This is a genomic window from Chryseobacterium arthrosphaerae (assembly GCF_001684965.1).
GTDB lineage: Bacteria > Bacteroidota > Bacteroidia > Flavobacteriales > Weeksellaceae > Chryseobacterium > Chryseobacterium arthrosphaerae.
Genome location: NZ_MAYG01000012.1, coordinates 662931 through 685234, shown reverse-complemented (window position 1 = coordinate 685234; position 22304 = coordinate 662931). Strand labels below are relative to the sequence as shown.

The window sequence follows — 22304 nt, the reverse complement described above, 5'->3', positions numbered from 1 at the left end:
CTCAAAAAGGAAGGTTTTTTTACGAAAAAGGTTGAATTTTGAACCAAAAAATTCAAAATACTAATCCATGAAATCAATAAACACTGTAGAAAAAGGTAACAAACCCCATCAGCAAGCGAAAAAGCAGACTGCTCATCATTCGGATCTTAGTAAAGAAGCATGGTATAAAAAACTCAAAGAAAGCTTATTAAGAACCGGCAATATCAATCATCCTGAGACTAAAAAGATTGAAAAAGACAATATAAGGATATTAAGTATTGATCAGATGCGCCAATATAACGATCTGAAATCGAGAACATTTCTCCCAAATGGTTCACTTAAAAAAAGAACATGTGGTACGTGTGGAAGAAAAGAATCCGATGACCAAAAGAGTTATAGACTTAAATATCAAGGAATCGCTTCAGCAGCTGATATACTTTCTCAAGGGAGACTTTCTCGTGAACAATCAGATAAAGAAGTTGATCCATATTCGCTATTTTATCAATGGGTATATGGAAAAGGTAAAGCCGTTAGAAATTTTGATGAAAATTCTAAAATGGGAAAACAATTCTTACGAATTGATGAAATACACGATGGAATCGAAAAGCTTGTGGACAGTTATATAGATAAAGGTACCAGAACCAGGGATGTCAGCCGAAATAATCCTGAAAAATTTAATACAGGATATCAGTGGCTAGATCATAAAACATATATGGCTGATGCTTTAAGCACCATTGTTTCTAATCCAACAAGTACCTTTCATGGAAGTTTTAATGCAACGGCAAGCATTACAAAAGTGGATCTTGGCAATCTTGTAGATACTTATACCGTGAAAGTAATTTGTACAGATATGATGGGTGCAACATCAGGCACCAGAAATCCTCCGGTTAAAGGTAAATATTCCGGTAAAGCTACTATTCCAAACAACTATTACGGTCCCAATGGATATATGAGAACAATACAAGTCAATTATAATTTGAAAATCAAGATACGTAGGGCTGCTATCTCAAGACAAGTATCTAATTTATTCAACTAAAATATAATAACAATAAATAATATGAAAAATAATACGTTTGTAAAGTTTGTATTAATACTACTATTTTCTATCGGTTTATTCAGCTGTAACTATTATAGTGAAAAAGATGCAAAAAAATATTTACCCGGTAAATACTTATATACATTTCCATCGGGAGAGGCTTCAATACTAAAAATTAATTCAGACTTTACATTCAACAATAAAGTTTATTCTACAGATAAAAAACAGGTGTTATATGAAACGAATGGAACCATTGAAGTAGATGGAAGACATATTACATTTAATAATTTTTTGTTGTTTACTGATCACGATGAATCGGAGATGATATTCTCAAAACCTCTTGTAGGTGATTCACCAAACGGTTACTGGGAAAAACCCAAAAATGATAAAGATGTTTTAGAAATTGTATATAACGTATATAATTTCATATTCAAAAAAATAGAATAATGAGCAACACCTTTTTGCTGCACAAAGTTTCTAAGATTGAACAGATAAAATAACCACCCGATCCGGATTTTTTTGATCGTTCCAAAAATATCAATACATTTACAAATACAGTAAAAGGTATTCTCAACTCTGGAAAAACACTTTATTGCAACTACAGGAATCATCCCCTCAAAAACGAGGAATTCTCCTAAAAAAAGGCGAATTTTGAATCTTAAAAACTAATAAAATATGAAATCAATAAATCCTGTAGAAAACAGTAAACCTCACCAGCAAACGCAGCGGCCAACGGCTCATCATTCAAACTCAAGTACGGAACTAATGCTTAAAAAGCTTCAGGAAAGCCTGGCAAGAACCGGCAATATTAATCATCCTGAGACCAGAGAAGTTGAAAAAAGCTTTATGTCGACTTTGAACATTGATCAGATGCGTACCTATCTGGATATGAAATCGGGAAGGTATATGGCGCAGGCTATTACAAATGATAACTGGCCATATCCAATTTACATAAGAGCATTTGCCCCGTTTAAAGATTTTGGAATGGGCTTTGCCGGAGATGGAGAAAAAAGAGGCTATACAACTTCATTGAGCGCTACTTCCAGATTAAGTCAGAGCTATATAATGGATCCTTCCACTCATAAATATTCCAATTTAGTAACAAAATCAGATCCGTCACATCATCCTTGGTTTGGAACAAAAACAGCTGATGATGATAAAGGCAGTATTTCTGATTTCGTCTATAAGGTTAATAAAGATGGCAGTAACACAATATCGTGGACTTCAACAATGGCAGGTCATAATCCGCTGATACCAAAATCACCCAATATAGATGTCAAAACTAAATTTTCATTAACGGAAAATACGAAAACGGGAACTTTGGATATTATGGCACAGCAATTCGGAGACAGATTTCCAGCAGCTGAAACATTCATCCAGGATACCAAAGGAAACGCACTGTTTATTGGGGTGAGTCCATATGATGGTAACCCTTATACAAGTTTACCGGGAAATAATGACAGACCTATGATGACGGCTAATTTTACTGTCACTATTGATAAAAATGGAGTATTCACCGGTATAAAAATGGGTAACACTATATTCAGTATACAAGAATGGAATAAAATGATGCAAAGCACTCCTCTGAATTATGATGATAGGGATAAGTCAGAAAAAGGAGGCTCATTTGGCGGAAGAGGAGCAGGAAGACGTTGGTAATAACAATTTAATTTTATGAAAAATATAAAAACCTTAGTATTATTAATTGTATATATGTTAATAATAAGCTCATGTACAAAGCAAAAACCTGAGCCTGAAATATACCTGATCCCTCATGGCTATAGAGGAAAAGTTAATATAATTTTTAATCAGTTAAAAGGGCAGGAAATGATTTATGAAGGAAATAAAATAGTATATAAAGTCCCTGAAAATGGGATACTTTTAGTAAAAGCCAAACCTCAATACGGCTTTATAAAACATGAATATTATTTTGTTGACGCATCAGGTAAGAGAACCCCAATTAATATACTCTTTGATAATCATACAAACACCAAAGAGACAGGGATATATAGAGATGGTACCGTTGGAAGCTATGGCAATAGTGAACAAAACTTAAAGTTCCAGGAATTCTACGTAACTGATAAACAATCTTTAGATAAATATTTTTCCGTTCAATATAATAACGATTTTTCTAAAGCTATTAAACAAATTACAGGAACTCAGTTTTAAATTTTTCACATTTGCCCGAAATTATCCCCTAGCCGTACTGACAGGGAAAAACTCCCTTGTAGGATTACAGAAAAACTTTTCTTCGTCTAGCAATATTTTCTGGAGCAGATACAAAAGTTGGGAAAACTATTGTTTGTAATGATGGAATTGAATTAACGCAAAGTTTTATCACCTTATCTTATATTCCTGAGGGTGCAAAGAATGTAATCAGTGAAATTGATTTTTATGAAGTGCATATAGCCATGCTCTTCCTTCAACGGCGAAGCCGTTCATTCTTTGCTCCCATAAAGATCAAACATTCAAATGATCTTTCTTTGCGTTTTTTTAATAGCTTATTTATTCAACAAAAAATAGTGTACATTTTGTAAAGATCCTCAGTTTTTGAACCTGGTCCTATTTCTCTTTAAATTGTTTTTTAATGCGAAAGTTGCAATAAATTGCAGAACATACAATCTGCGTTCGTTCGGGTTGCTTATATTTCCATGTGTAAAATCTCCTTTATTGCTGTTTTTTCTGCAACCATTCCTCATGCTTTCTCTTAAAAAATTCATATTTATAATCCTGGTTTCTCTGCGCAGCATCTATGGAGTGCGAGGTATGAATGTCTGAATCTTTTTTGGCAAGTTCTGACAGCCTTTCATAATAATGATGAAGCTGATCCAGCTCTTCTTCTGTAAGGTCTTCTATATCTACGATCCTGTTGCTTGCTTTCTCATGGGCTGCAATAATCTCGTTAAGCTTTATCTGTATCGCTTTTGAATCTTTATTCTGTGCTTTCTGAATAAGAAAAACCATCAGAAAGGTAATGATAGTGGTACCTGTATTGATCACCAGCTGCCAGACTTCTGAATAATCAAAAAAAGGCCCTGTTATTGCCCAGACAATAACAATAGCCATTGCTCCTAAAAAAGCCGAAGGACTACCGGTAAATTTTACGGCCCAGTTTGAAAATTTTTCAAAAAAATTATGATTCTTATGCTCCATATTATAAGTGGTTTGGAGAATAAATGTATAAAATTAACCTGAACCGGGAGTAAAGAATAGTAAAAATGAGGTATGAAAAACGGAAAACCAATCTTTTTACTTCGTTTTTCTGAACCTGTGCCACCAGATCAGAAATCCTGTAACCGGCAAAGAGCATCCGATAAGGGAGACCAGAAAGTATAGAATAATACTTGGCAGCCCCATAATTTCTCCGGTATGCAGAGGTTTTGCCAGAGAGGTGAACTGTTTATTCAAAGGTTTCGCAGAAAACAATTCTTTGGTCTTGAAGGCTCCTGTTTTATCAAAAGTAACTTCATCAGGCAACATCATGCCCAACAGATTATGCGTATTGGTCTTTATTACCACGTACCTCGGATTATCTTTATTGGGAAGCTCTATACTTGTGACAGCAGTATAAGGCAGGTGCCGGTCGGAGCTTTTCAAAATCCGGTCAATAGAAGCGGAAGCCGCATCTTTCAGATTTTTCTTCTCATCCTGTTTCTCAAGCATATCTTCAAGAAGTCCGCCGAAAGCATCATCTGCACTGTCTGTCTCTTTTGAAATATTGCTTATGGAAGATCCTCCCAGACTTACAATCAGTGCATTTTTTACCCATGGATAAGTCACGTACAGTCCTGTCACTGCAATAAAGAACAGCATCAGGAAAGTATAAAAGCCAAGTGTGTTATGAAGATCATGATTGACACGCTGGAATTTTGCTTTCCACATGACCGTCAGCCCCTGCTTTAAAAACTTCAGTTTCTTAGGCAGCCATAGAATGAGCCCGGAGATCAGGAGAACACAGAAAATCAGCACTGAAGCTCCCACAATCTGACGGCCGGCATTTCCCATCATAAGGTTTCTGTGCAGATCAAGAACCGCTTCAAAGAATCTGCCTGAACTGACTTCCGGCTGTCCCAGGATTTCTCCCGTATACTGGTTATAATAGGCACTTTTGTCCAGCTGATTTTCACGGTATCCGATGACATAGCTTTTCCCTTTGTCATCAGGAATCAGTAAGGAAGTAAGCTCTTTATTCTGCTTCAACAGTTCGGCCTGGATCAGATCCGGACTTTTTACTTTATCTGATACAGGAGTAATGTAAATTTTATCCCTGTTACTTAAATCGGTGATCTGGTTTTTAAAAGCATACAGACAACCGGTGAGACACATGATAAAAACAATAATGCTTGACAAAAGGCCCAGCCACAGATGCAAAAGCCACATCAGGTATTTGGTAACCGGTTCGTTTTTTCTTCTCTTCCTGTAAAGACTTTTAAATAATGTTTTCATCCGGGTCTTAATGACAAAAACATTAAGACCTTTGACGATCTTAATGTTCTTTAAATTAAAATTAATATGAATGTTTAAAGTTATTTTCTTCCTTTGAACTGTACATCCTTCACAATTTCTTCGAATTTTGTATAGTGCTCAGGGGTCAATGCTTTCTGAATAGCCGCTTTTCTCTGGGCATCAAATTTTTCCCAGTATTCTTTAGCAAGATCATTGTTCCCGTGGTATACATCATGGGCATCATTGAAAGCTTTTTCGAAAGCGTCATTAGCAGCGTTCACCACTTTGAATTCTTCTTCTGAAAGCTGTGCTTCTGCTTTTATTTTTTCTAAAAGGGCATTATCATATCTGGGTCTCTTTCTGGAATTTTCATCCACAAACTTGTTGAATCTTTCCATTTGAGGGCCATCCAGCACTTTTGCCATTTCAATAGCCTGCTGTGTTCTCAGCTCTTCTCCTTTAATTCCCAATGCAACACGGTCCATATTCCCACCCTGGGCTTTTGCTGCCTGGTAATTCTGTTCCTGCAGGTCCTGATACTTTTTCGTGATTTCATCGAAGCTCTTCACCTGATCCGGGGTAAGCTGTACTTCAGTTTTGAACTGATTATAATCGATTCCTTTTTTCTTTTCTCCTGAACATGACATGGCAACTGCTCCCAGAGCTAATGCAAAAAATACTGTTTTTACTCTTTTCATTATTGATGATTTGTTGATTAGAATTTATAGTTCACCTGTACGGCAAAGTTTCTTGGCTGAATCTGATCGATGTACCCACCTCTGAAATAAGAGCTGTATCCTACACTATCAAAAATATTATTAAAGAATACTCTTATTCCCATTCCGTTTTTCAGAGCATAGCCTACCTGAGCATCTACTGTAGTATATTCCGGCATGTCGAAAGGTTTATCTCCTGGCTTCACACTGTTCAGGTGACCTGCTGTAAATGTTTTTTGAGTCCATTCATCAACTGGTCTTTTTCCCACATAATAAATTCCTGCACCTACATCAAGTCCTGATAAAGTACCTTGATTGAATTTATAATTCAGCCATCCGTTTGCAGTATGCTTAGGAGCATTCATAGGTGCTGAGCCATTCATATAAGCTGGGCTGTCCTGATACTGAGCATCCAGATAAGCCCATCCTGACATCACCTGAAGATTAGGAAGGATTCTTCCGATCAATTCTACTTCCACTCCTTTTCTTCTAAGATTTCCTGCAAGACCATACATTGTTTGTTTGTTGATCACAACAGGGTTATAGTTTTCATCAAGAATCGTGAAAGAAAGGTGATCTGTTTTAATATCAAATACTGTTACATTAAATCTCAGGCGCTCATTGAACCAGTCTGATTTAATACCTGCCTCCCATTGTTTTGTCATTGACGGACCTACTCTACCTCCGTCTAAAAGGAAGTTGTTAGAAGATCTTAAAGAGGTTGTTGTTGTATATGATCCAAACACATTCACATTTGGAAGTGGAGAAACAATTAATCCGAAATTAGGATTCCATGTATCTACAGATTCGTTGGCAGAACCATTTAATCTGCTGTAACGAACTCCTAAATGTGCCTTCACATATTTCCCGATTGTCATTACATCCTGAGCCATTGCCCCGATACTTGGAGTTAAAACCGCATTTGATCTTCCAAGGTTTTTATAAATAACATTCACAGGAAGCTGATTAGGAATACTTCCGTTTACTACGTCAAAAATATCCAATGGATTAGCAGCGTAGGTTGTATTTCCAATTTTTGTAGCACGAGCAGTAATTAAATTTCCAGGGGCAATTGAATTTTTATAAGCTTCGTAAGTTGTAGAGGAAGTTTCTGTTTCTCTCCAGTCAAATCCAACCTGGAAAGTATGATTAATAAATCCTGTCTTTATCTGCTCTCCTATGAAGTCTAACTGTAGTACTTTATTGATATCTTCACCCTGCGATTTTCCTATGGTACGCTGTCTGATATTATAGTTGGTTTCCCCTGCTGGTAATGATACAGATGAAGCTTCAGAATCAGTATTGCTTACTGAATTAACGAAAGCTGCTCTTACTTTTAATTTATCGGTAAGGTTACGAACGATTGTCGTAGCAAAGTTGAAAGTTTCTGTTTTTGAATAATCAGATGTATATCCTAGAAATTTTCCTTTTGGCATGTGATATAATGCTTCAACAGTTCCCGGAGCAAGATTGATGGTTCCTCTGTCCGGTGTTCTTTTATCATGAAGATAATCCATTTCCACATTGATTAATGTCTTATTATCCGGGCGGAAAGCTACAGACGGATTTACATAAATTCTTTCTCCCTGTACATGGCTTCTGAATGAATTGTTATTTTGGTATGCTCCGTTGAATCTCACAGCTACTTTCCCCTGAGAATCTAATACTCTCTGGAAGTCTACGGTGGGTCTGTAAAAATCCCAGCTTCCATAACGGAATCCTACATTAGTCTGATCAATAAACTGTGGTCTTTTCGTTACAACATTAATAACTCCTCCTGCAGATCCCAAACCATTTCCGATTCCCTGACCGATTGCAGCAGATCCTTTGATCACCTGAATACTTTCTACACCCTGCATATCTGTAATCATCCCCGCAGTACGGAAATCTGAATCCAGTTGAACACCATTTTTCAATACGGGAACTCCACGATATCCTCTGATGGACATACTTTCGTTTCCGCCACCATAACTTGAAAATAAGGTTACCCCCGGAACATTTTTGGCAACATCAGTGACTGTAAGTGCTCCTAACTCTTCGATCGCTTTATGGGAGATTATTGAAATACTTTGAATCTGATCTCTGGTTTTCAAAGGCAATCTTGTAATGGCATCAAGCCCTTGCGGTTGTTTCTTTTTCTCACCAAATAGTTCTACTTCTTCAATTTTCTTGTGTTTTACTGAATCATTCACTTTCTGCGCATTGGCAAGAACCCCACCCAATAATAGCAGAGAAAAGGATACTACTTTATTCATCTGATAATTTTTTACAAAAATATTATTTTTATTAATTCTAAATAAATTATAAGGTCTGATATATCTCACTTTTCCCACATTTAATCACAAAAAATCCCTCTTCGGAAAAAAGAGGGATACTATCTGTACGTTGTTTGAATTCTATCTTAGATTCAAAGGATACTTTACGGCTTTATCAATTTCGATAGGATTGTTTTCTCTGAGCATCATTTTTCTTCTTTCATCAGACATTCCTTTTAACTGGTCCAGGCTTTTTATCTGTACACCCAAAACATAATAGGTGTTGTCAGGATTGGTATTTGATTTAAATGCTTCTGCAACATCATGCAGAGGGTCATTGTAGAGCTCCAGCTGTTTTTTGGCAATAGTCTTTTCATTCACAGCAAGAGGCTTCTTTCCACCAAAACTATCCAGGAATGGCGTTGCATAGGTCTTGGGAAACTTCATGCTTTTAGCCAGTTTAAAAATATAATTCTGGTGTGTATCTTCAATTTCAAAGATAAGCCCGGGAAGACCGCGGAATTTATAAGGTCCTTCGCTTAAACTGATGTCTTTACAAAACCAGGCGATCCATTGCCTGCCTCCAAAATCGGTTGTGGCTTTCTGCAGATTATACTGTCCGTCAACTTTTGTATCACTGTGCAGTTTCCAGTTCATCTTATCCGTTGATTTCAAAGAAAAAAAATCATTTATCAAAATCAATGAGGTATTTTCAAAAGAATTTCTCTTCCTTATAATAGCGGGAAGGTCATCATCCCATCTTGATCTCCTCTGACCACGGACAATATTCAAAGAATCAGTCTGAGCATAAGAGTAAGGATAAAACCTGACATCATCAGGATTGACGTCCAGGATCATATTGGCTTTGGTAAAATCCTGAGCTAATGAGTCTTTTTTGTATTGAAGAAGATATACAAAGCGATGGGTTTGTGCACTCAACAGTAAAGGAAATAATAAGAGTATGAGTTTTTTCATGGTATAAGTTTGAGCTAAAAATATCAATAATATTTGGATCCATCTAAACAGGCATCCATCATTTTGAAAATAAAAACAAAAAATCCGTCCCTGAAAAGGAACGGATTGTATAATCATTGCAAAGTATGCAGTTATCACACTTTAATTTCAACGTCTACACCTGAAGGAAGTTCTAATTTCATTAGAGCATCAACAGTCTTAGAAGAAGAAGAGTAGATATCCATCAGTCTCTTGTGAGCTGATAACTGGAACTGCTCTCTTGCTTTCTTGTTTACGTGCGGAGATCTCAACACTGTGAAGATTCTCTTATTCGTTGGTAATGGAATAGGACCGTTTACAACAGCACCAGTAGCCTTTACCGTTTTTACGATTTTCTCAGCAGACTTGTCTACCAAGTTGTAATCGTAAGATTTTAGTTTTATTCTGATTCTTTGTGACATTTCTTTAATTTAAAAATTAACCTTTTGCTTTAGCTATGATTTCTTCAGCAACGTTTTGTGGAGTAGCCTGGTACTTCTCTAATTCCATAGAAGAAGTAGCTCTTCCTGATGAAAGTGTTCTTAGAGTAGTTACATATCCAAACATTTCAGAAAGTGGAACAGAACCTTTGATTACAACAGCTCCGTTTTTCTCTTCCTGACCACTGATAGTACCTCTTCTCTTGTTAAGGTCACCAATGATGTTACCCATATATTCTTCCGGAGTTACAACTTCCAGTTTCATAATAGGCTCCATAATTACCGGCTTAGCAGCACGTCCCGCTTCTTTAAATCCTAACTTAGCAGCCATTTCGAAAGAAAGGGCATCAGAATCCACCGCGTGGAAAGATCCATCTTTAAGAACCACTTTAATACCTTCAACTTCGAAACCAGCCAATGGACCGTTCTTCATTGCAGCTTTAAATCCTTTTTCAATAGCAGGAACGAATTCTCTAGGAACGTTACCACCTTTGATCTCATTGATGAATTCTAAACCAACTTTACCTTCGTCTGCAGGTCCTAGTTCAAATACAATGTCAGCAAATTTACCTTTACCACCAGATTGTTTTTTGTAAACTTCTCTGTGCTGGGCAACTTTTGTTAAGTTTTCTTTGTACTCTACCTGAGGTTGTCCTTGGTTTACTTCAACCTTGAATTCTCTCTTCATACGGTCAACAATGATATCTAAGTGAAGCTCACCCATACCAGAGATGATCGTTTGTCCAGAAGCCTCGTCAGTTCTAACAGTAAACGTTGGATCTTCTTCAGCCAATTTAGCTAGAGCGTTACCCATTTTATCCTGGTCAGCTTTAGTTTTAGGCTCAACAGCGATACCAATTACCGGATCAGGGAAAACCATAGATTCAAGAATGATCGGGTTTTTCTCATCACACATCGTATCACCGGTTTTGATAGACTTGAATCCTACCGCTGCACCAATATCACCAGCTTCAATATATTCTACCGGGTTTTGCTTGTTAGCGTGCATCTGATAGATTCTGGAGATTCTTTCTTTATCTCCTGAACGGGTGTTCAAGATGTAAGAACCTGCATCCAGTCTTCCAGAGTAAGCTCTGAAGAATGCCAATCTTCCCACGAACGGGTCAGTAGCAATCTTAAATGCCAGAGCTGCGAAAGGCTCATCTACAGATGGCTTTCTTGTAATTTCAGCGTCTGTTCTTGGATCAGTACCTTTGATATCATCTTTATCCAATGGAGAAGGAAGGTATTTACATACTGCATCCAACATAAACTGTACTCCTTTATTCTTGAATGAAGAACCACAAGTCATTGGGATAATAGATAAATCGATAGTAGCAGCTCTCAATGCAGCATTGATTTCTTCTTCTGTAATTGAATCCGGATCTTCAAAGAATTTCTCCATCAAAGTTTCGTCATATTCAGAAACAGCTTCTACTAATTTTTCTCTATATTCAAGAACTTCATCTTTCATGTCTTCAGGAATTGGAACTACCTCGAAAGTAGCACCCTGTCCAGCTTCATCCCAGATGATCGCTCTGTTTTTAATTAAGTCTACAACACCTTTGAAATCTTCTTCAGCACCGATTGGTAAAACGATTGGAACTGCGTTAGATCCTAACATTTCTTTAACCTGGTTTACCACGTTAAGGAAGTCAGCACCCTGTCTGTCCATTTTGTTTACGAATCCCATTCTAGCAACTTTGTAGTTGTCAGCAAGTCTCCAGTTTGTTTCAGACTGAGGCTCTACTCCATCTACTGCTGAGAATAAGAATACCAATCCATCCAATACTCTTAAAGATCTGTTTACCTCTACAGTGAAGTCAACGTGTCCCGGTGTATCGATGATGTTGAAGTGGTAAGGTTTAGTATCTGCAACAGGTTTTCCTTGATCCGTTGGGAAGTTCCAAGAACAAGTAGTTGCAGCGGAAGTAATAGTAATACCTCTTTCTGCTTCCTGCTCCATCCAGTCCATTGTAGAAGCACCATCGTGAACCTCTCCAATTTTGTGGTTTACCCCTGTATAGAATAAAATCCTTTCTGTAGTGGTAGTCTTACCCGCATCAATGTGAGCAGCAATACCAATATTTCTTGTAAATTTAAGATCTCTACCCATTTCAGATTAGAATTTAAAGTGTGAAAACGCTTTGTTAGCTTCCGCCATTTTGTGAGTATCAGTTTTCTTTTTGAAAGCTGCACCTTCTTCTCTTGAAGCAGCTACAACTTCATTAGCTAATTTCAAAGCCATAGACTTATCATTTCTCTTTTTAGAGTAGCTAATTAACCATTTCATTGCCATAGAAATTTTTCTGTCAGCTCTGATTGGCATAGGGATCTGGAAGTTAGCTCCACCTACTCTTCTAGAACGTACTTCTACGTGAGGCATAACGTTTGTTAGTGCATCTTTCCAGATTTCAAGGGCTGTCTTTTCAGTTTCTCCTTTTTTAGTTTCTACGATATCTAATGCATCATAGAAAATTTTGAATGCGATAGACTTCTTACCGTCTAGCATTAAGTTGTTTACGAATCTCGTTACCAATTGATCATTAAACTTCGGATCTGGTAACAACGGTCTTTTTTTCGCTTTTGTCTTTCTCATTGCTTCTGTACCTTATTTAATGATTATTTTTTCTTTCCTTTTGCAGGAGCTGCAGCAGCTTGTCCTGGTTTAGGTCTCTTAGCTCCGTACTTAGATCTTCTCTGAGTTCTTCCATTTACACCAGCGGTGTCTAATGCACCTCTTACGATGTGGTAACGTACTCCCGGTAGGTCTTTCACCCTTCCGCCTCTAACCAATACTATCGAGTGCTCTTGAAGATTATGTCCTTCGCCCGGGATATAGGCGTTAACTTCTTTACCGTTAGAAAGTCTTACCCTTGCTACTTTTCTAAGTGCAGAGTTAGGTTTCTTAGGTGTAGTAGTATATACTCTCGTACATACTCCACGTCTTTGTGGACAAGAATCAAGGGCAGCCGATTTGCTCTTCTTGGCAAGCGTGGCTCTTCCTTTTCTTACTAATTGTTGAATAGTAGGCATTTAATTGCTTTTTATTTTAGGCTGCAAAAATAGTAATATTTTTTTAATTGACAAGCAGTTATGAAATTTTATTTTATAAGAATATTTCTTCATTTATTTCCAAAACAACCGAAAACCTGCATCACTTTTATGTTGTTGAATCATTTTAAGCAAGGGATCAGAATCAAAAATTTAAAGTTCAATGAAAAGACATCCTATATTATCTTCTTTCATATATTGGCAGGAATTCCTGAAAGTTCAGCTATTGGACCTGCAATATCAATTTGTTTATACCTTACGGGCAAAGCTAAAAAAAGACAACCAGGGATTGATTAACAAATTGTTATCTATCCCTTAAGAATTCAATAAGATGGAATAAGCTATTTTTTATAAAAGTTCTTTTACAGTCATTTAATCTATAACAGTCACCATTACATTTTTATTCCATTTGAAATTTTTCACGTTTTGTTTTAAAGAATTACAGATCCCGGGATCTATAGCATAAATAAACAGATGTTTCTTTCCCAATACAGCACTGCGTCCTTTAATCTTCAATTCGGCAACTTTTTTCCAGTTTTCCGGAACATGGCCGTCCAGCCATTCTTCATAAGCAATCGCCAGCTGGTATCCATTTTCGGGCAAATAACCGGTTAAAAAAGTTTCAATTTCATCGTCTGTTTCATTTTTCCGCATTCTGAAAGGAACTATTTCCTGTGAACCCAGTCCCACAAAGTCAAACAGATGGATCTTTGTAAAGTAACAGATCGCACCAATATCATTCGCAACCACTTTAGACTGTTGATAATATTTTTTCAGAAACCTCGCCGACTGTATCTGCTGTTCGTAGATATTCCTGCTCCCGATCACGATTAAAAAGCTGACAATTCCAATCTTTAAAGCTAATGCAGCGAATGAAGAAAGAGTAAGCCCGGCCAATAACCTGTTTTGTTTCAACCCCAGGTCAATATTTTTAAATCCCGGAACCAGCACCATTGCAAAACCCGTCAGGATATAAGCCTCATACCTGTAAAAATTGGTAAGCTGACTAAAAATACTGTGCATCAATAAAGTGATGATCCATGCAATAAGAAGAAAGTTTCTGGTAATCAACTCCTGAAAACCTAATTTCCGTCTGATATCCTTCGCAATCATATACACTGAAATCAACAGCGGAAATAAAGCTGCATTATAAAAATAAGGGTTGTATACAATTTTAAACAAAAAGATATCCAGGATCTGTTGAAAGTAATTCCCTGAAAAATCAAACCTCAACCCTTTTATCAATACAGAATTAGGAAACAAATAACCGGTATGCTGATAGGTAAAATAACCAAATACTAAAATCGGAACAAATCCGAAAACCAGGATCTGAACAGCAAGTTTTACTTTTTTGAGCAATAACGCAACGACACTCAGTCCCAGAAAATAAAACATACTTTCAAACCTTATCAGACCGAGTATGGCAAGGGATAAACAAAACCATCCGGCATGATAAGAATTTTTCCACTCTGATTTCAGCCATTTTTCAAATGAAAAAATATTAATCACAATCATCATTACCTGCAGCACATGTTCCACTCCTGAGAAAAGCAGAAGATGAACCGATGTAAAAAGCAGTGTAAAAATACTTGCAGCTATTCTTTTGTTCTTATGATAGTACTGACCATAATATGCATTCAGAAAATAAATAATGAATAGTACACACAAAATTAAAAATCAGGGGAATGAGCTCATTATTTCCGGATATATAGATAAGACCACTCAGAAGAAAAGTAAAAGCAGGCGATGAAGATGATGATGAAAACATATATTCTGTTACTCCCCACACCCCATGCTGTGCAAAATTCCTGGCGATAGCGAGATGAATATAGGCATCATCCAGTATGTAGGTAAAATAGTTTTCGGTTTCTGAAAGCATAAGAAGCATATAGACCAGACACATCCCGAAAAATATGGCCGCCGTTGTTATAAAGCTCTTGATCATCTGCAATATTAAACAAATTTATCTAAATTATTTTCAAAAAATTCCCCATAGTTAGCATCTATTGATATTCGTGGCAGTTCGGCACGATATTTCGTAAATTTGAGATAGAAAAAAAATAAACTAAAAAATAAATATATACATATGAAAAACGCTAGTATTATCGGTCTTAAAGATGCCGACTGCAAAAAGATTTCTGAAAAACTAAATGTCCTGTTAGCCAACTATTCTATATTCTATCAGAACACCCGCGGTTCCCACTGGAACATCAAGGGGGATCAGTTTTTCACTCTTCACCCGAAGTTTGAAGAATTATACAATAGCCTTGTATTAAAGATTGATGAGATTGCAGAAAGAATTCTGACATTGGGAGCTACCCCTGCCCATAACTATTCTGATTATCTGAAAGTAGCTACTATTAAAGAAAGTAAAGAAGTAACTGACGGAACCAAAAGTGTTGAACAGATCCTAAGCTCGTTTAAAGTGGTGATAGATCTGCAGAGAGAGCTTCTTGACATTACAGACCAGGCAGGAGACGAAGGTACAAATTCTCAGATGAGCGATTATATTACCGAACAGGAGAAAGAAGTCTGGATGTACAATTCTTATCTTGGAAAGTAAGCTTATCAACAGCTTTAAGATATTTCAAAAAAATCGCCTTACATTTAGGCGATTTTATTTTTTATTTTTATATTTGCGTTAAAATTACACATATTATGAACGACGTAAGACTGAACTCCATACTAGATAACGATTTTTATAAAATAACCATGCAGAATGCAGTGGTGAAATTATTCCCAAGTTCTATTGTAAAATATGAATTTATCAACAGGGGAAAACACCACTTTCCGGAAGGATTTGATGCAGCATTAAGAGAAGCTGTCAATAAAATGGCAGAACTCAAACTTACCAAGGATGAGAAAAAGTTCATGGCTAAAACCTGCCCTTATATAGACCTGCCTTATCTTGATTTTCTGGAAGGCTATCATTATGATCCTTCTGAAGTAAAGATCCATCAGGAAGGAGGTGATCTGTCTGTAGTGGTTGAAGGGCTCTGGTACAGAACCATTCTTTGGGAAGTTCCGTTGCTGGCCCTGATCAGTGAACTCCATTATGAAATGAATCATATGGAAAGGGATTCCAATGAGGTTGTCATGAACAAGACCATCGAAAAGGCAGATTCATTAGGAAGACTTGGAGTAACCTTTGCAGAGTTCGGAACCAGAAGAAGACATTCCTATAAAGTACAGAATCTGGTGATGGAAGCTCTGACACAGAAAAAAGATTCTACTTTCATCGGAAGTTCAAACGTTCATTTTGCTATGAAATACGGAGTAAAACCTATCGGAACACATGCCCACGAATGGTTTATGTTCCACGCTGCCGAATATGGATTCAAGATGGCGAACGAACTGGCTTTAGAGCATTGGGTAGATGTGTACAGAGGAGATCTTGGAGTAGCGCTTTCAGATACTTATACTACGGATGTTTTCTTCCAGCAGTTCGACAAAAAATTTGCCAAGCTTTTTGACGGTGTACGTCACGATAGCGGAGATGCACTGGAATTTGCCGACAAAACAATTGCTCACTATCAGAAGAACGGCATCAATCCGATGTTTAAATATATTATTTTCTCCGATGCGCTGAATCTTGAAAAAGTAGAAGAGATCACCAACTACTGCAGAGGCAAAATAGGCATATCTTTCGGAATAGGAACCAATCTTACAAATGATGTAGGTTTAAAACCAATGAATATTGTGATGAAACTTATTGGTGTACAGGCTCCCAATAAAGAATGGATCCCTACTGTAAAACTTTCTGACGAACATGGTAAATATACCGGTGATCCTAAGATGATTGAACTGGCTAAAGAGTTTTTAAGAATAAAAGATTAATCTCATGAAAGCAAAAATAGTATTGGCAATTCCCTGCCTGATGGCAAGCTTGTCTTTCGCACAGCAGAAAACGGAGAAACCGAAATTCAATCAGGAGCTGGCTACTTCCCTGGGAGCAGATCAATATGGAATGAAAGCCTATACTATTGTCATGCTTACCACAGGCTCTGCCAAAATTGAGGATAACGCAAAAAAGGCAGAAGTAATGAAAGGACACATGGCCAATATCGGCAAACTGGCAGATGAAGGAAAGATCGTTGTAGCCGGACCGTTCTTAGAAAAGAATAAAGAAAACTACCGGGGTATGTTTATTTTCAATACCCGGTCTAAAGAGGAGGCTGAGCAGTGGGTAAAAACAGATCCTGCAGTTCAGGCCGGAATTTTCAGCTATGAAATTTTCCCATGGTATGGTTCCGCAGCTTTGCCTTTGTACCTTAAGCATCATGATGAAGTGGCCAAAGAAAATCATTAAACATAATAAGAAATCCCTCATTTGAGGGATTTTTTTATTAATCAATACAGATGTACGGTTTTCTTGGCGGATAACAGCAATAAGGGTTGCTGCAGAATGTGTATCCTGCCGGGCAGAGTCCATCTACCGGTGCTTCACAGGCTAATGCCGCCCCTCCTAAAACAGTTTTTAACTCTTTTCTGTTTAAGTTTTTTAAATTCTTCATGATTAATTTAGTTTAATTTGACTCCTACTCTTGAAGATTTTCGGATTCCTCTTTACTATATCTCTTTATATGGAAATAAATATACAATTTATTTTTCAATCAGCTAAATTTCAATATATTACTTATTAAAAAATTTAAATTTAAAATTATATTTCTTTTTATAATGAATTAAATTAGTTACTTTAGCATATAAGTAATTCAACTTACCTTATTCATTGTAAGCAAGTTAACTAATACCATAATTAAAAATTAATCTCATGAAAAAAATGAATTTTACAAAACTTTCAAGAACTGAAATGAAAGATGTATTTGGAGGAACTCTCTATCCGGCAGAATGTCCCGGGGGATGCCATGGTGAAGGCATGATCAGATGTCCTGACGGCACCACTACCATGACTAATTTTATATGCATGGGAGGAACCTGTCAACCTGCAGCAATGTGCAAACCCCTGATTCTTGAGCCTATTGGCCCTATTGACCTGGAACCGCTGATTCCATAAACTCATTCTTTTAAGAAAAAAGATACTAAAGCCTTCTCCTGCGAGACGGCTTTTTTATCTTCATGACCGTCAAGGTACTCAAAGGAATTCAACAGAAAAAAAGGCCGGGATCTTCCTCACGGATCCCGGCCAGATAATGAACAAAATAAAAGAAACTATAGGGTTTCCTTATGCTTTTTACGATAGGCATAATGGAAAATAATTGGTAATACCGTAAAAGATAACAACATACAAATAATCAGTCCCCCTACGATCATAATGGCTAAAGGTTTCTGAATTTCCGATCCCATTCCGTTTGACATTGCTGCAGGAAGAAGCCCCATAGATCCCATCAGCGCAATCATGACAACCGGACGGATCCTGCTTTGAACTCCCTGGGCAATAGATTCTTTAAGAGACATTCTGTTCTGGAGATTTTCTTTCATTACTCCTATCAGAACAATACCGTCAATGGTTGCCACCCCGAAAAGGATAATAAATCCTATCCCGGCTGAGATTCCGAAAATGGTTCCCGTAAACCAAAGGGATAAAAATCCTCCGATGAATGCAAAAGCCAGTGTAATGGATGAAATCAGTGTGTCTTTCATATTTCCGAAGTTGAAATACAGCAGCATCAGAATTAAAACTAAGGAGATTGGTACTACCATTGCCAGCTGTTTTGCGGCCCTTTCCTTACTTTCAAATTCTCCGGCCCAGGTCATCTTATGATTTTTCGGAAGCTTTACTTCTTTATCTACTTTTGCTTTTGCCTCCTGAATAGTGCTTCCCAGGTCACGGCCTTCAATATTAAATCCTACACCAATATATCTGCTGTTTCCTTCACGGTAAATAAATGACGGCCCCGTGTGGTAATCTATGGTGGCGATTTCTTTCAGTGGCACCTTTTTATTATCCTGAGTCGGGATGAGAATATTTCCCATCTTTTCCGGGGTGTCACGGTATTGTTTTTCGAATCTGAGCATCACATCAAACATTCTTTCCTCTTCGTAAAATTTGGTAGCAGCCTGCCCGCCGATTGTCATTTCAATAACAGCCTGTGCATCAGCAGTTGAAACCCCATACTTGGCCATTTTAGAATCATGAAGCTGGATTCTCAATTCCGGAAGTCCAATATTTTTGAATACATTCACGTCTGCAATTCCCGGGACGGTTCTGATAGAATTCGCAACCTGATTGGCATAGTTTTCAAGCTCAAACAAATCATTTCCGAAGATCTTAATAACTAACGGAGCCTTTACACCGGCAACATATTCTTCCACATTATCCTGTATCGGCTGGCTGAATCCAAAATTGATTCCCGGATATTTTTCAAGGGAGATCCTCATTTCTTCGAGAAGTTCTTCTTTGGATATTTTTTTCTTCCATTCTTTTTCCGGCTTCAGCTGGATATTGAATTCTATATTAAAAAATCCGGTGGGATCTGTTCCGTCATTGGGGCGACCGGTCTGCGTCATTACAAACTTCACTTCATCATATTTCATTAAGATCTCCTTCATTTCCCTGGTAAGCCTCACCGACTCGTCAAGATTTACACTGTTCGGAAGTGTAGCCCTTACATAGATCGCCCCTTCATTCAGCTTAGGCAAAAACTCTGATCCGTAATTGGAAAATCTCCATCCACAAACAGCCAGCAGCGCAACAAAACCAATGATAAATCCTTTTTTATGACGGTCACTGAATTCATAAATCCTATAGATATTCACCCTGAAGAATCTTGAAATAAAGTTTTCTTTCTCTTCTATATTTTTAGTCAGTAAAAGCTTACACATTGCCGGAACATAGGTGAGACTCAAAATCAATGATCCCAGTAATGCATATCCTAATGTAAATGCCAGCGGAGAGAACATCTTCCCTTCAACTTTCTGGAATGAGAAGATCGGCATCAAGGCAACAATAAGGATCAATAATGCGAAGAAAATGTAGCCCGCCACACTTCCGGCACTTTTTTTAATGATTCCCAGTTTGGATATTTTGTTAAATCTCCGCAATCCGATCTTTTTGGCTTTATGTTCAAGGGCGACAAATACATGTTCTACAATTACGAGTGTTCCTTCCAGCAATAAGCCGAAATCAAGGGCACCCATAGAGATCAGATTGGCCGGAAGCCCCTGAATTTTAAGCATAATAATTGCAAAAAGGAAAGCCAGAGGAATCACCGATGCTACAATGAAAGTCGTTCTCCAGTTATAGAGAAAGATAAATACAATAACAGAAACCAGGATCACCCCTTCTATCAGGTTCTTGGAAACTGTATTAACGGTTGTATTCACCAATTCCGTACGGTCTATGATCGGAACAATCTGAACATCGCCCGGCAGTTCTCCTCCGTTCAGCTGCTCAATCCTGTCTTTCAGCCTTGCAATCACTTCACTCGGGTTTTCACCACGAAGCATGATCACAATGCCTTCCACCACATCATTTTCCTTATTGTATCCAACCTGTCCCAATCTTGGTTTGGCAGAGACTTTTACTTCAGCCACATGTTTTACCAGAATAGGAGTAGAACCTTTTACCTCAATCTGAATATTCTCAATATCTTCTTTTTTCTCTAAAAGACCAATCCCCCGCACTACATAAGCCTGATCACCTTTTGCCACTACATCACCACCTACATTGATATTACTCTTCGAAACCGCTTCATACACATCCAGGGGAGAAAGGTCATAATTGTGTAATTCCGTCGGGTTAATTTTTATTTCATATGTTTTTTCTTCACCTCCGAAGCTTACCACATCTGCTACTCCGGGAACCGCCAGAAGTTCTCTTTCAACAACCCAATCCTGTATGGCAGTTACTTCTTTTATCGGTAATTTGCTTTTAATAATGTACCGGTAGATCTCACCGGTAGCCCCGGACGGAGGTTCTATACTGTATTCTGCCCCATTCGGAAGATTCACATTTCCGAGTTTATTGGAGGCGTACTGCTGTGCATAAAAATCATCAACATGATCATCAAAAATCACCGTAACCACAGATAACCCGAATAAGGAAATGGATCGTACCGATGTTTTGTTCGGAATGGCATTCATTTCTTTGGAAATCGGCAGGGTCACAAATTTTTCAATTTCCTCAGCACTTCTCCCGGGCCATTGGGTAATGACCCTTACCCTGGTATTGGTAACATCCGGAAAGGCTTCAATGGGGGTATGGATATAGGAATAGATTCCTCCCGCCAGCAAAAGGAAGGTTCCCAAAAGAACGATCAATGAGTTTTTCAGAGAGAAGGAAACTATATTCTGTACAAATTTTCGCATTACTTCCTGGAGTTATTTAATTGATTTTTCAGGTTTTCATAGATCAGCAGTCCGTTAGAAGCAATTACATTTTCACCTTGTCTCAGGTTTCCTTCCACATAAATATACTGGCTGTTGGATGCGATCTCCGTTACCGGTCTTATCTCCAGCTCACAGTCTTTTTTATACACCACTACATAACTCTGATTATTGTCAAAGATCAAAGCTTTGGCAGGAATAGCCAGTGCACTTTTATTCTGGGAATTAACCGGTAAGACAACATCTGCTGACATTCCGGGTCTAAGTTTCATCCCATTATTATCCATAATAATTTTAGCTTTAAGCACTCTTTCATTCTCATTAAATACCTGTGATATGGTATTGATCTTTCCTGCAAAACTATCATCGGGATACGCCAGGGTCTTCACCACCACGGGCTGGTCTACATAAACGTGTCTCATATTGGTAGCATACACATTGGCCATCACCCATACTTTGTCCAGATTGGAAATGGTAAAAAGCTGATCCCCGCCTGCAGTAACAGGCATTCCTTTGGAAATATTCTTTGAAATAACATACCCGTCCGCTGGTGCCTTGATCTGGATGGTGCTGCCTCCCGCCGAATACAGCTGCATATTTTTCTGTGTTTTGGAAATATTCGACTGTAAAATGGACACTTCTGCTCTTGCTTCCTGAAGATCTTTCTGAGAAGCAATATCATCTTTATACATTGCTTCTACAGAGGACAGCTTTCTTTTGGCTACCGCCAGCTGGGCCTGCAAAGTCTGGGTATCATCCTGCATTTCGTTCACAGCAGTACTTTTTACACTGGCCAGCGTCTGCCCTTTTTTCACATAATCTCCTAAAGAGAAATAAGTATCTGTAACCACCCCATCCACAAGACTTACAAAGGGTACGGTTTTATCTGAATTACTTTCCACTTCACCGGTAAGTGTAATGCTCTCCTCTATGGGAAGCATCTCTGCTGCTACCAGTTTGATATCTTTCTTAAGTTCTTTGCTGATGCAATAACCTTTATCTGCCTCTTCATTTTCTTTTTTTCCGGCACAACCTGTAAAGGCTACCAGAGCAGACAGATAAATTGCTGCAATGTATCGGGTCGTATTTTTGTTCATAT

At 37.8% G+C, this 22304-nt stretch carries 22 protein-coding genes; 8 read left to right on the top strand and 14 right to left on the bottom strand.

Going from position 1 to position 22304, the window contains the following annotated elements; translation table 11 throughout:
• The first annotated feature begins 67 nt into the window (after positions 1-67).
• From BBI00_RS18445 to BBI00_RS18430, 4 genes are all read left to right on the top strand, one after another.
• Entirely contained in the window at positions 68-1015 is a 948-nt protein-coding gene (locus BBI00_RS18445; RefSeq protein ID WP_065400309.1) for a hypothetical protein, read from the top strand.
• A 21-nt stretch (positions 1016-1036) separates the two neighbouring features.
• Positions 1037-1462 carry a hypothetical protein gene (locus BBI00_RS18440; RefSeq protein WP_065400308.1) on the top strand — a complete coding sequence of 142 codons (426 nt, stop codon included), beginning with the start codon at positions 1037-1039 and terminating at the stop codon, positions 1460-1462.
• A gap of 228 nt (positions 1463-1690) precedes the next feature.
• Positions 1691-2674: a hypothetical protein gene (locus tag BBI00_RS18435; RefSeq protein WP_065400307.1), complete on the top strand. Its 984-nt coding sequence runs from the start codon at positions 1691-1693 to the stop codon at positions 2672-2674.
• 15 nt (positions 2675-2689) lie between these two features.
• Positions 2690-3184 carry a DUF6843 domain-containing protein gene (locus BBI00_RS18430; RefSeq protein ID WP_123902316.1) on the top strand — a complete coding sequence of 165 codons (495 nt, stop codon included), beginning with the start codon at positions 2690-2692 and terminating at the stop codon, positions 3182-3184.
• A gap of 498 nt (positions 3185-3682) precedes the next feature.
• Here the strand turns inward: BBI00_RS18430 and BBI00_RS18425 are convergent, their stop codons facing one another.
• The 11 genes from BBI00_RS18425 to BBI00_RS18370 all read right to left on the bottom strand — a co-directional run bounded on the left by BBI00_RS18425 (position 3683) and on the right by BBI00_RS18370 (position 14864).
• Positions 3683-4168 (bottom strand): low affinity iron permease family protein, encoded by a 486-nt coding sequence (locus BBI00_RS18425; protein WP_065400305.1) that lies wholly within the window; start codon positions 4166-4168, stop codon positions 3683-3685.
• A 96-nt stretch (positions 4169-4264) separates the two neighbouring features.
• Positions 4265-5461 (bottom strand): PepSY-associated TM helix domain-containing protein, encoded by a 1197-nt coding sequence (locus BBI00_RS18420; protein WP_065400304.1) that lies wholly within the window; start codon positions 5459-5461, stop codon positions 4265-4267.
• Between the two features lie 80 nt (positions 5462-5541).
• On the bottom strand, positions 5542-6159 hold the full coding sequence (locus tag BBI00_RS18415) for a hypothetical protein (RefSeq protein WP_065400303.1): 618 nt from the start codon (positions 6157-6159) through the stop codon (positions 5542-5544).
• A gap of 17 nt (positions 6160-6176) precedes the next feature.
• Positions 6177-8432, bottom strand: a complete 2256-nt coding sequence (locus BBI00_RS18410; protein WP_065400434.1) for a TonB-dependent siderophore receptor — start codon at positions 8430-8432, stop codon at positions 6177-6179.
• A gap of 141 nt (positions 8433-8573) precedes the next feature.
• Entirely contained in the window at positions 8574-9407 is an 834-nt protein-coding gene (locus tag BBI00_RS18405; protein ID WP_065400302.1) for a GLPGLI family protein, read from the bottom strand.
• A gap of 134 nt (positions 9408-9541) precedes the next feature.
• Complete coding sequence (gene rpsJ, locus BBI00_RS18400) at positions 9542-9847, bottom strand: 30S ribosomal protein S10 (RefSeq protein WP_002661363.1); 306 nt, start codon at positions 9845-9847, stop codon at positions 9542-9544.
• Positions 9848-9863: 16 nt separating this feature from the next.
• The gene (fusA, locus tag BBI00_RS18395) at positions 9864-11981 is read right to left on the bottom strand and encodes an elongation factor G (RefSeq protein WP_065400301.1); all 2118 of its coding nucleotides are present in this window, start codon (positions 11979-11981) and stop codon (positions 9864-9866) included.
• 6 nt (positions 11982-11987) lie between these two features.
• Entirely contained in the window at positions 11988-12464 is a 477-nt protein-coding gene (rpsG, locus tag BBI00_RS18390; RefSeq protein WP_027371737.1) for a 30S ribosomal protein S7, read from the bottom strand.
• 23 nt (positions 12465-12487) lie between these two features.
• Positions 12488-12901: a 30S ribosomal protein S12 gene (gene rpsL / locus BBI00_RS18385; protein WP_002983146.1), complete on the bottom strand. Its 414-nt coding sequence runs from the start codon at positions 12899-12901 to the stop codon at positions 12488-12490.
• A 390-nt stretch (positions 12902-13291) separates the two neighbouring features.
• Positions 13292-14587, bottom strand: coding sequence for a hypothetical protein (locus tag BBI00_RS18375; protein ID WP_065400299.1), 1296 nt, complete (start codon positions 14585-14587; stop codon positions 13292-13294).
• Positions 14529-14864 carry a hypothetical protein gene (locus BBI00_RS18370; protein WP_065400298.1) on the bottom strand — a complete coding sequence of 112 codons (336 nt, stop codon included), beginning with the start codon at positions 14862-14864 and terminating at the stop codon, positions 14529-14531. The genes BBI00_RS18375 and BBI00_RS18370 overlap by 59 nt, the downstream gene beginning before the upstream one ends.
• 141 nt (positions 14865-15005) lie before the next feature.
• Here BBI00_RS18370 and BBI00_RS18365 point away from each other — a divergent pair, with 141 nt between their 5' ends.
• From BBI00_RS18365 to BBI00_RS18355, 3 genes are all read left to right on the top strand, one after another.
• Positions 15006-15482 carry a Dps family protein gene (locus BBI00_RS18365; RefSeq protein WP_065400297.1) on the top strand — a complete coding sequence of 159 codons (477 nt, stop codon included), beginning with the start codon at positions 15006-15008 and terminating at the stop codon, positions 15480-15482.
• 95 nt (positions 15483-15577) lie between these two features.
• The gene (pncB, locus tag BBI00_RS18360) at positions 15578-16756 is read left to right on the top strand and encodes a nicotinate phosphoribosyltransferase (protein ID WP_065400296.1); all 1179 of its coding nucleotides are present in this window, start codon (positions 15578-15580) and stop codon (positions 16754-16756) included.
• 4 nt (positions 16757-16760) lie between these two features.
• Entirely contained in the window at positions 16761-17228 is a 468-nt protein-coding gene (locus BBI00_RS18355) for a YciI family protein (RefSeq protein WP_065400295.1), read from the top strand.
• Positions 17229-17265: 37 nt separating this feature from the next.
• Here BBI00_RS18355 and BBI00_RS23415 read toward each other — a convergent pair whose 3' ends face one another.
• Complete coding sequence (locus BBI00_RS23415) at positions 17266-17433, bottom strand: bacteriocin-like protein (RefSeq protein WP_165602557.1); 168 nt, start codon at positions 17431-17433, stop codon at positions 17266-17268.
• Between the two features lie 257 nt (positions 17434-17690).
• Between BBI00_RS23415 and BBI00_RS18350 the strand changes: the two genes are divergently transcribed.
• Positions 17691-17933, top strand: coding sequence for a TIGR04149 family rSAM-modified RiPP (locus BBI00_RS18350; RefSeq protein WP_065400294.1), 243 nt, complete (start codon positions 17691-17693; stop codon positions 17931-17933).
• Between the two features lie 155 nt (positions 17934-18088).
• Here the strand turns inward: BBI00_RS18350 and BBI00_RS18345 are convergent, their stop codons facing one another.
• Positions 18089-21187 carry an efflux RND transporter permease subunit gene (locus tag BBI00_RS18345; RefSeq protein ID WP_065400293.1) on the bottom strand — a complete coding sequence of 1033 codons (3099 nt, stop codon included), beginning with the start codon at positions 21185-21187 and terminating at the stop codon, positions 18089-18091.
• Positions 21187-22302 (bottom strand): efflux RND transporter periplasmic adaptor subunit, encoded by a 1116-nt coding sequence (locus BBI00_RS18340; RefSeq protein WP_065400292.1) that lies wholly within the window; start codon positions 22300-22302, stop codon positions 21187-21189. Before BBI00_RS18340 ends, BBI00_RS18345 begins: the two co-directional genes overlap by 1 nt.
• Between the last annotated feature and the right edge of the window lie 2 nt (positions 22303-22304).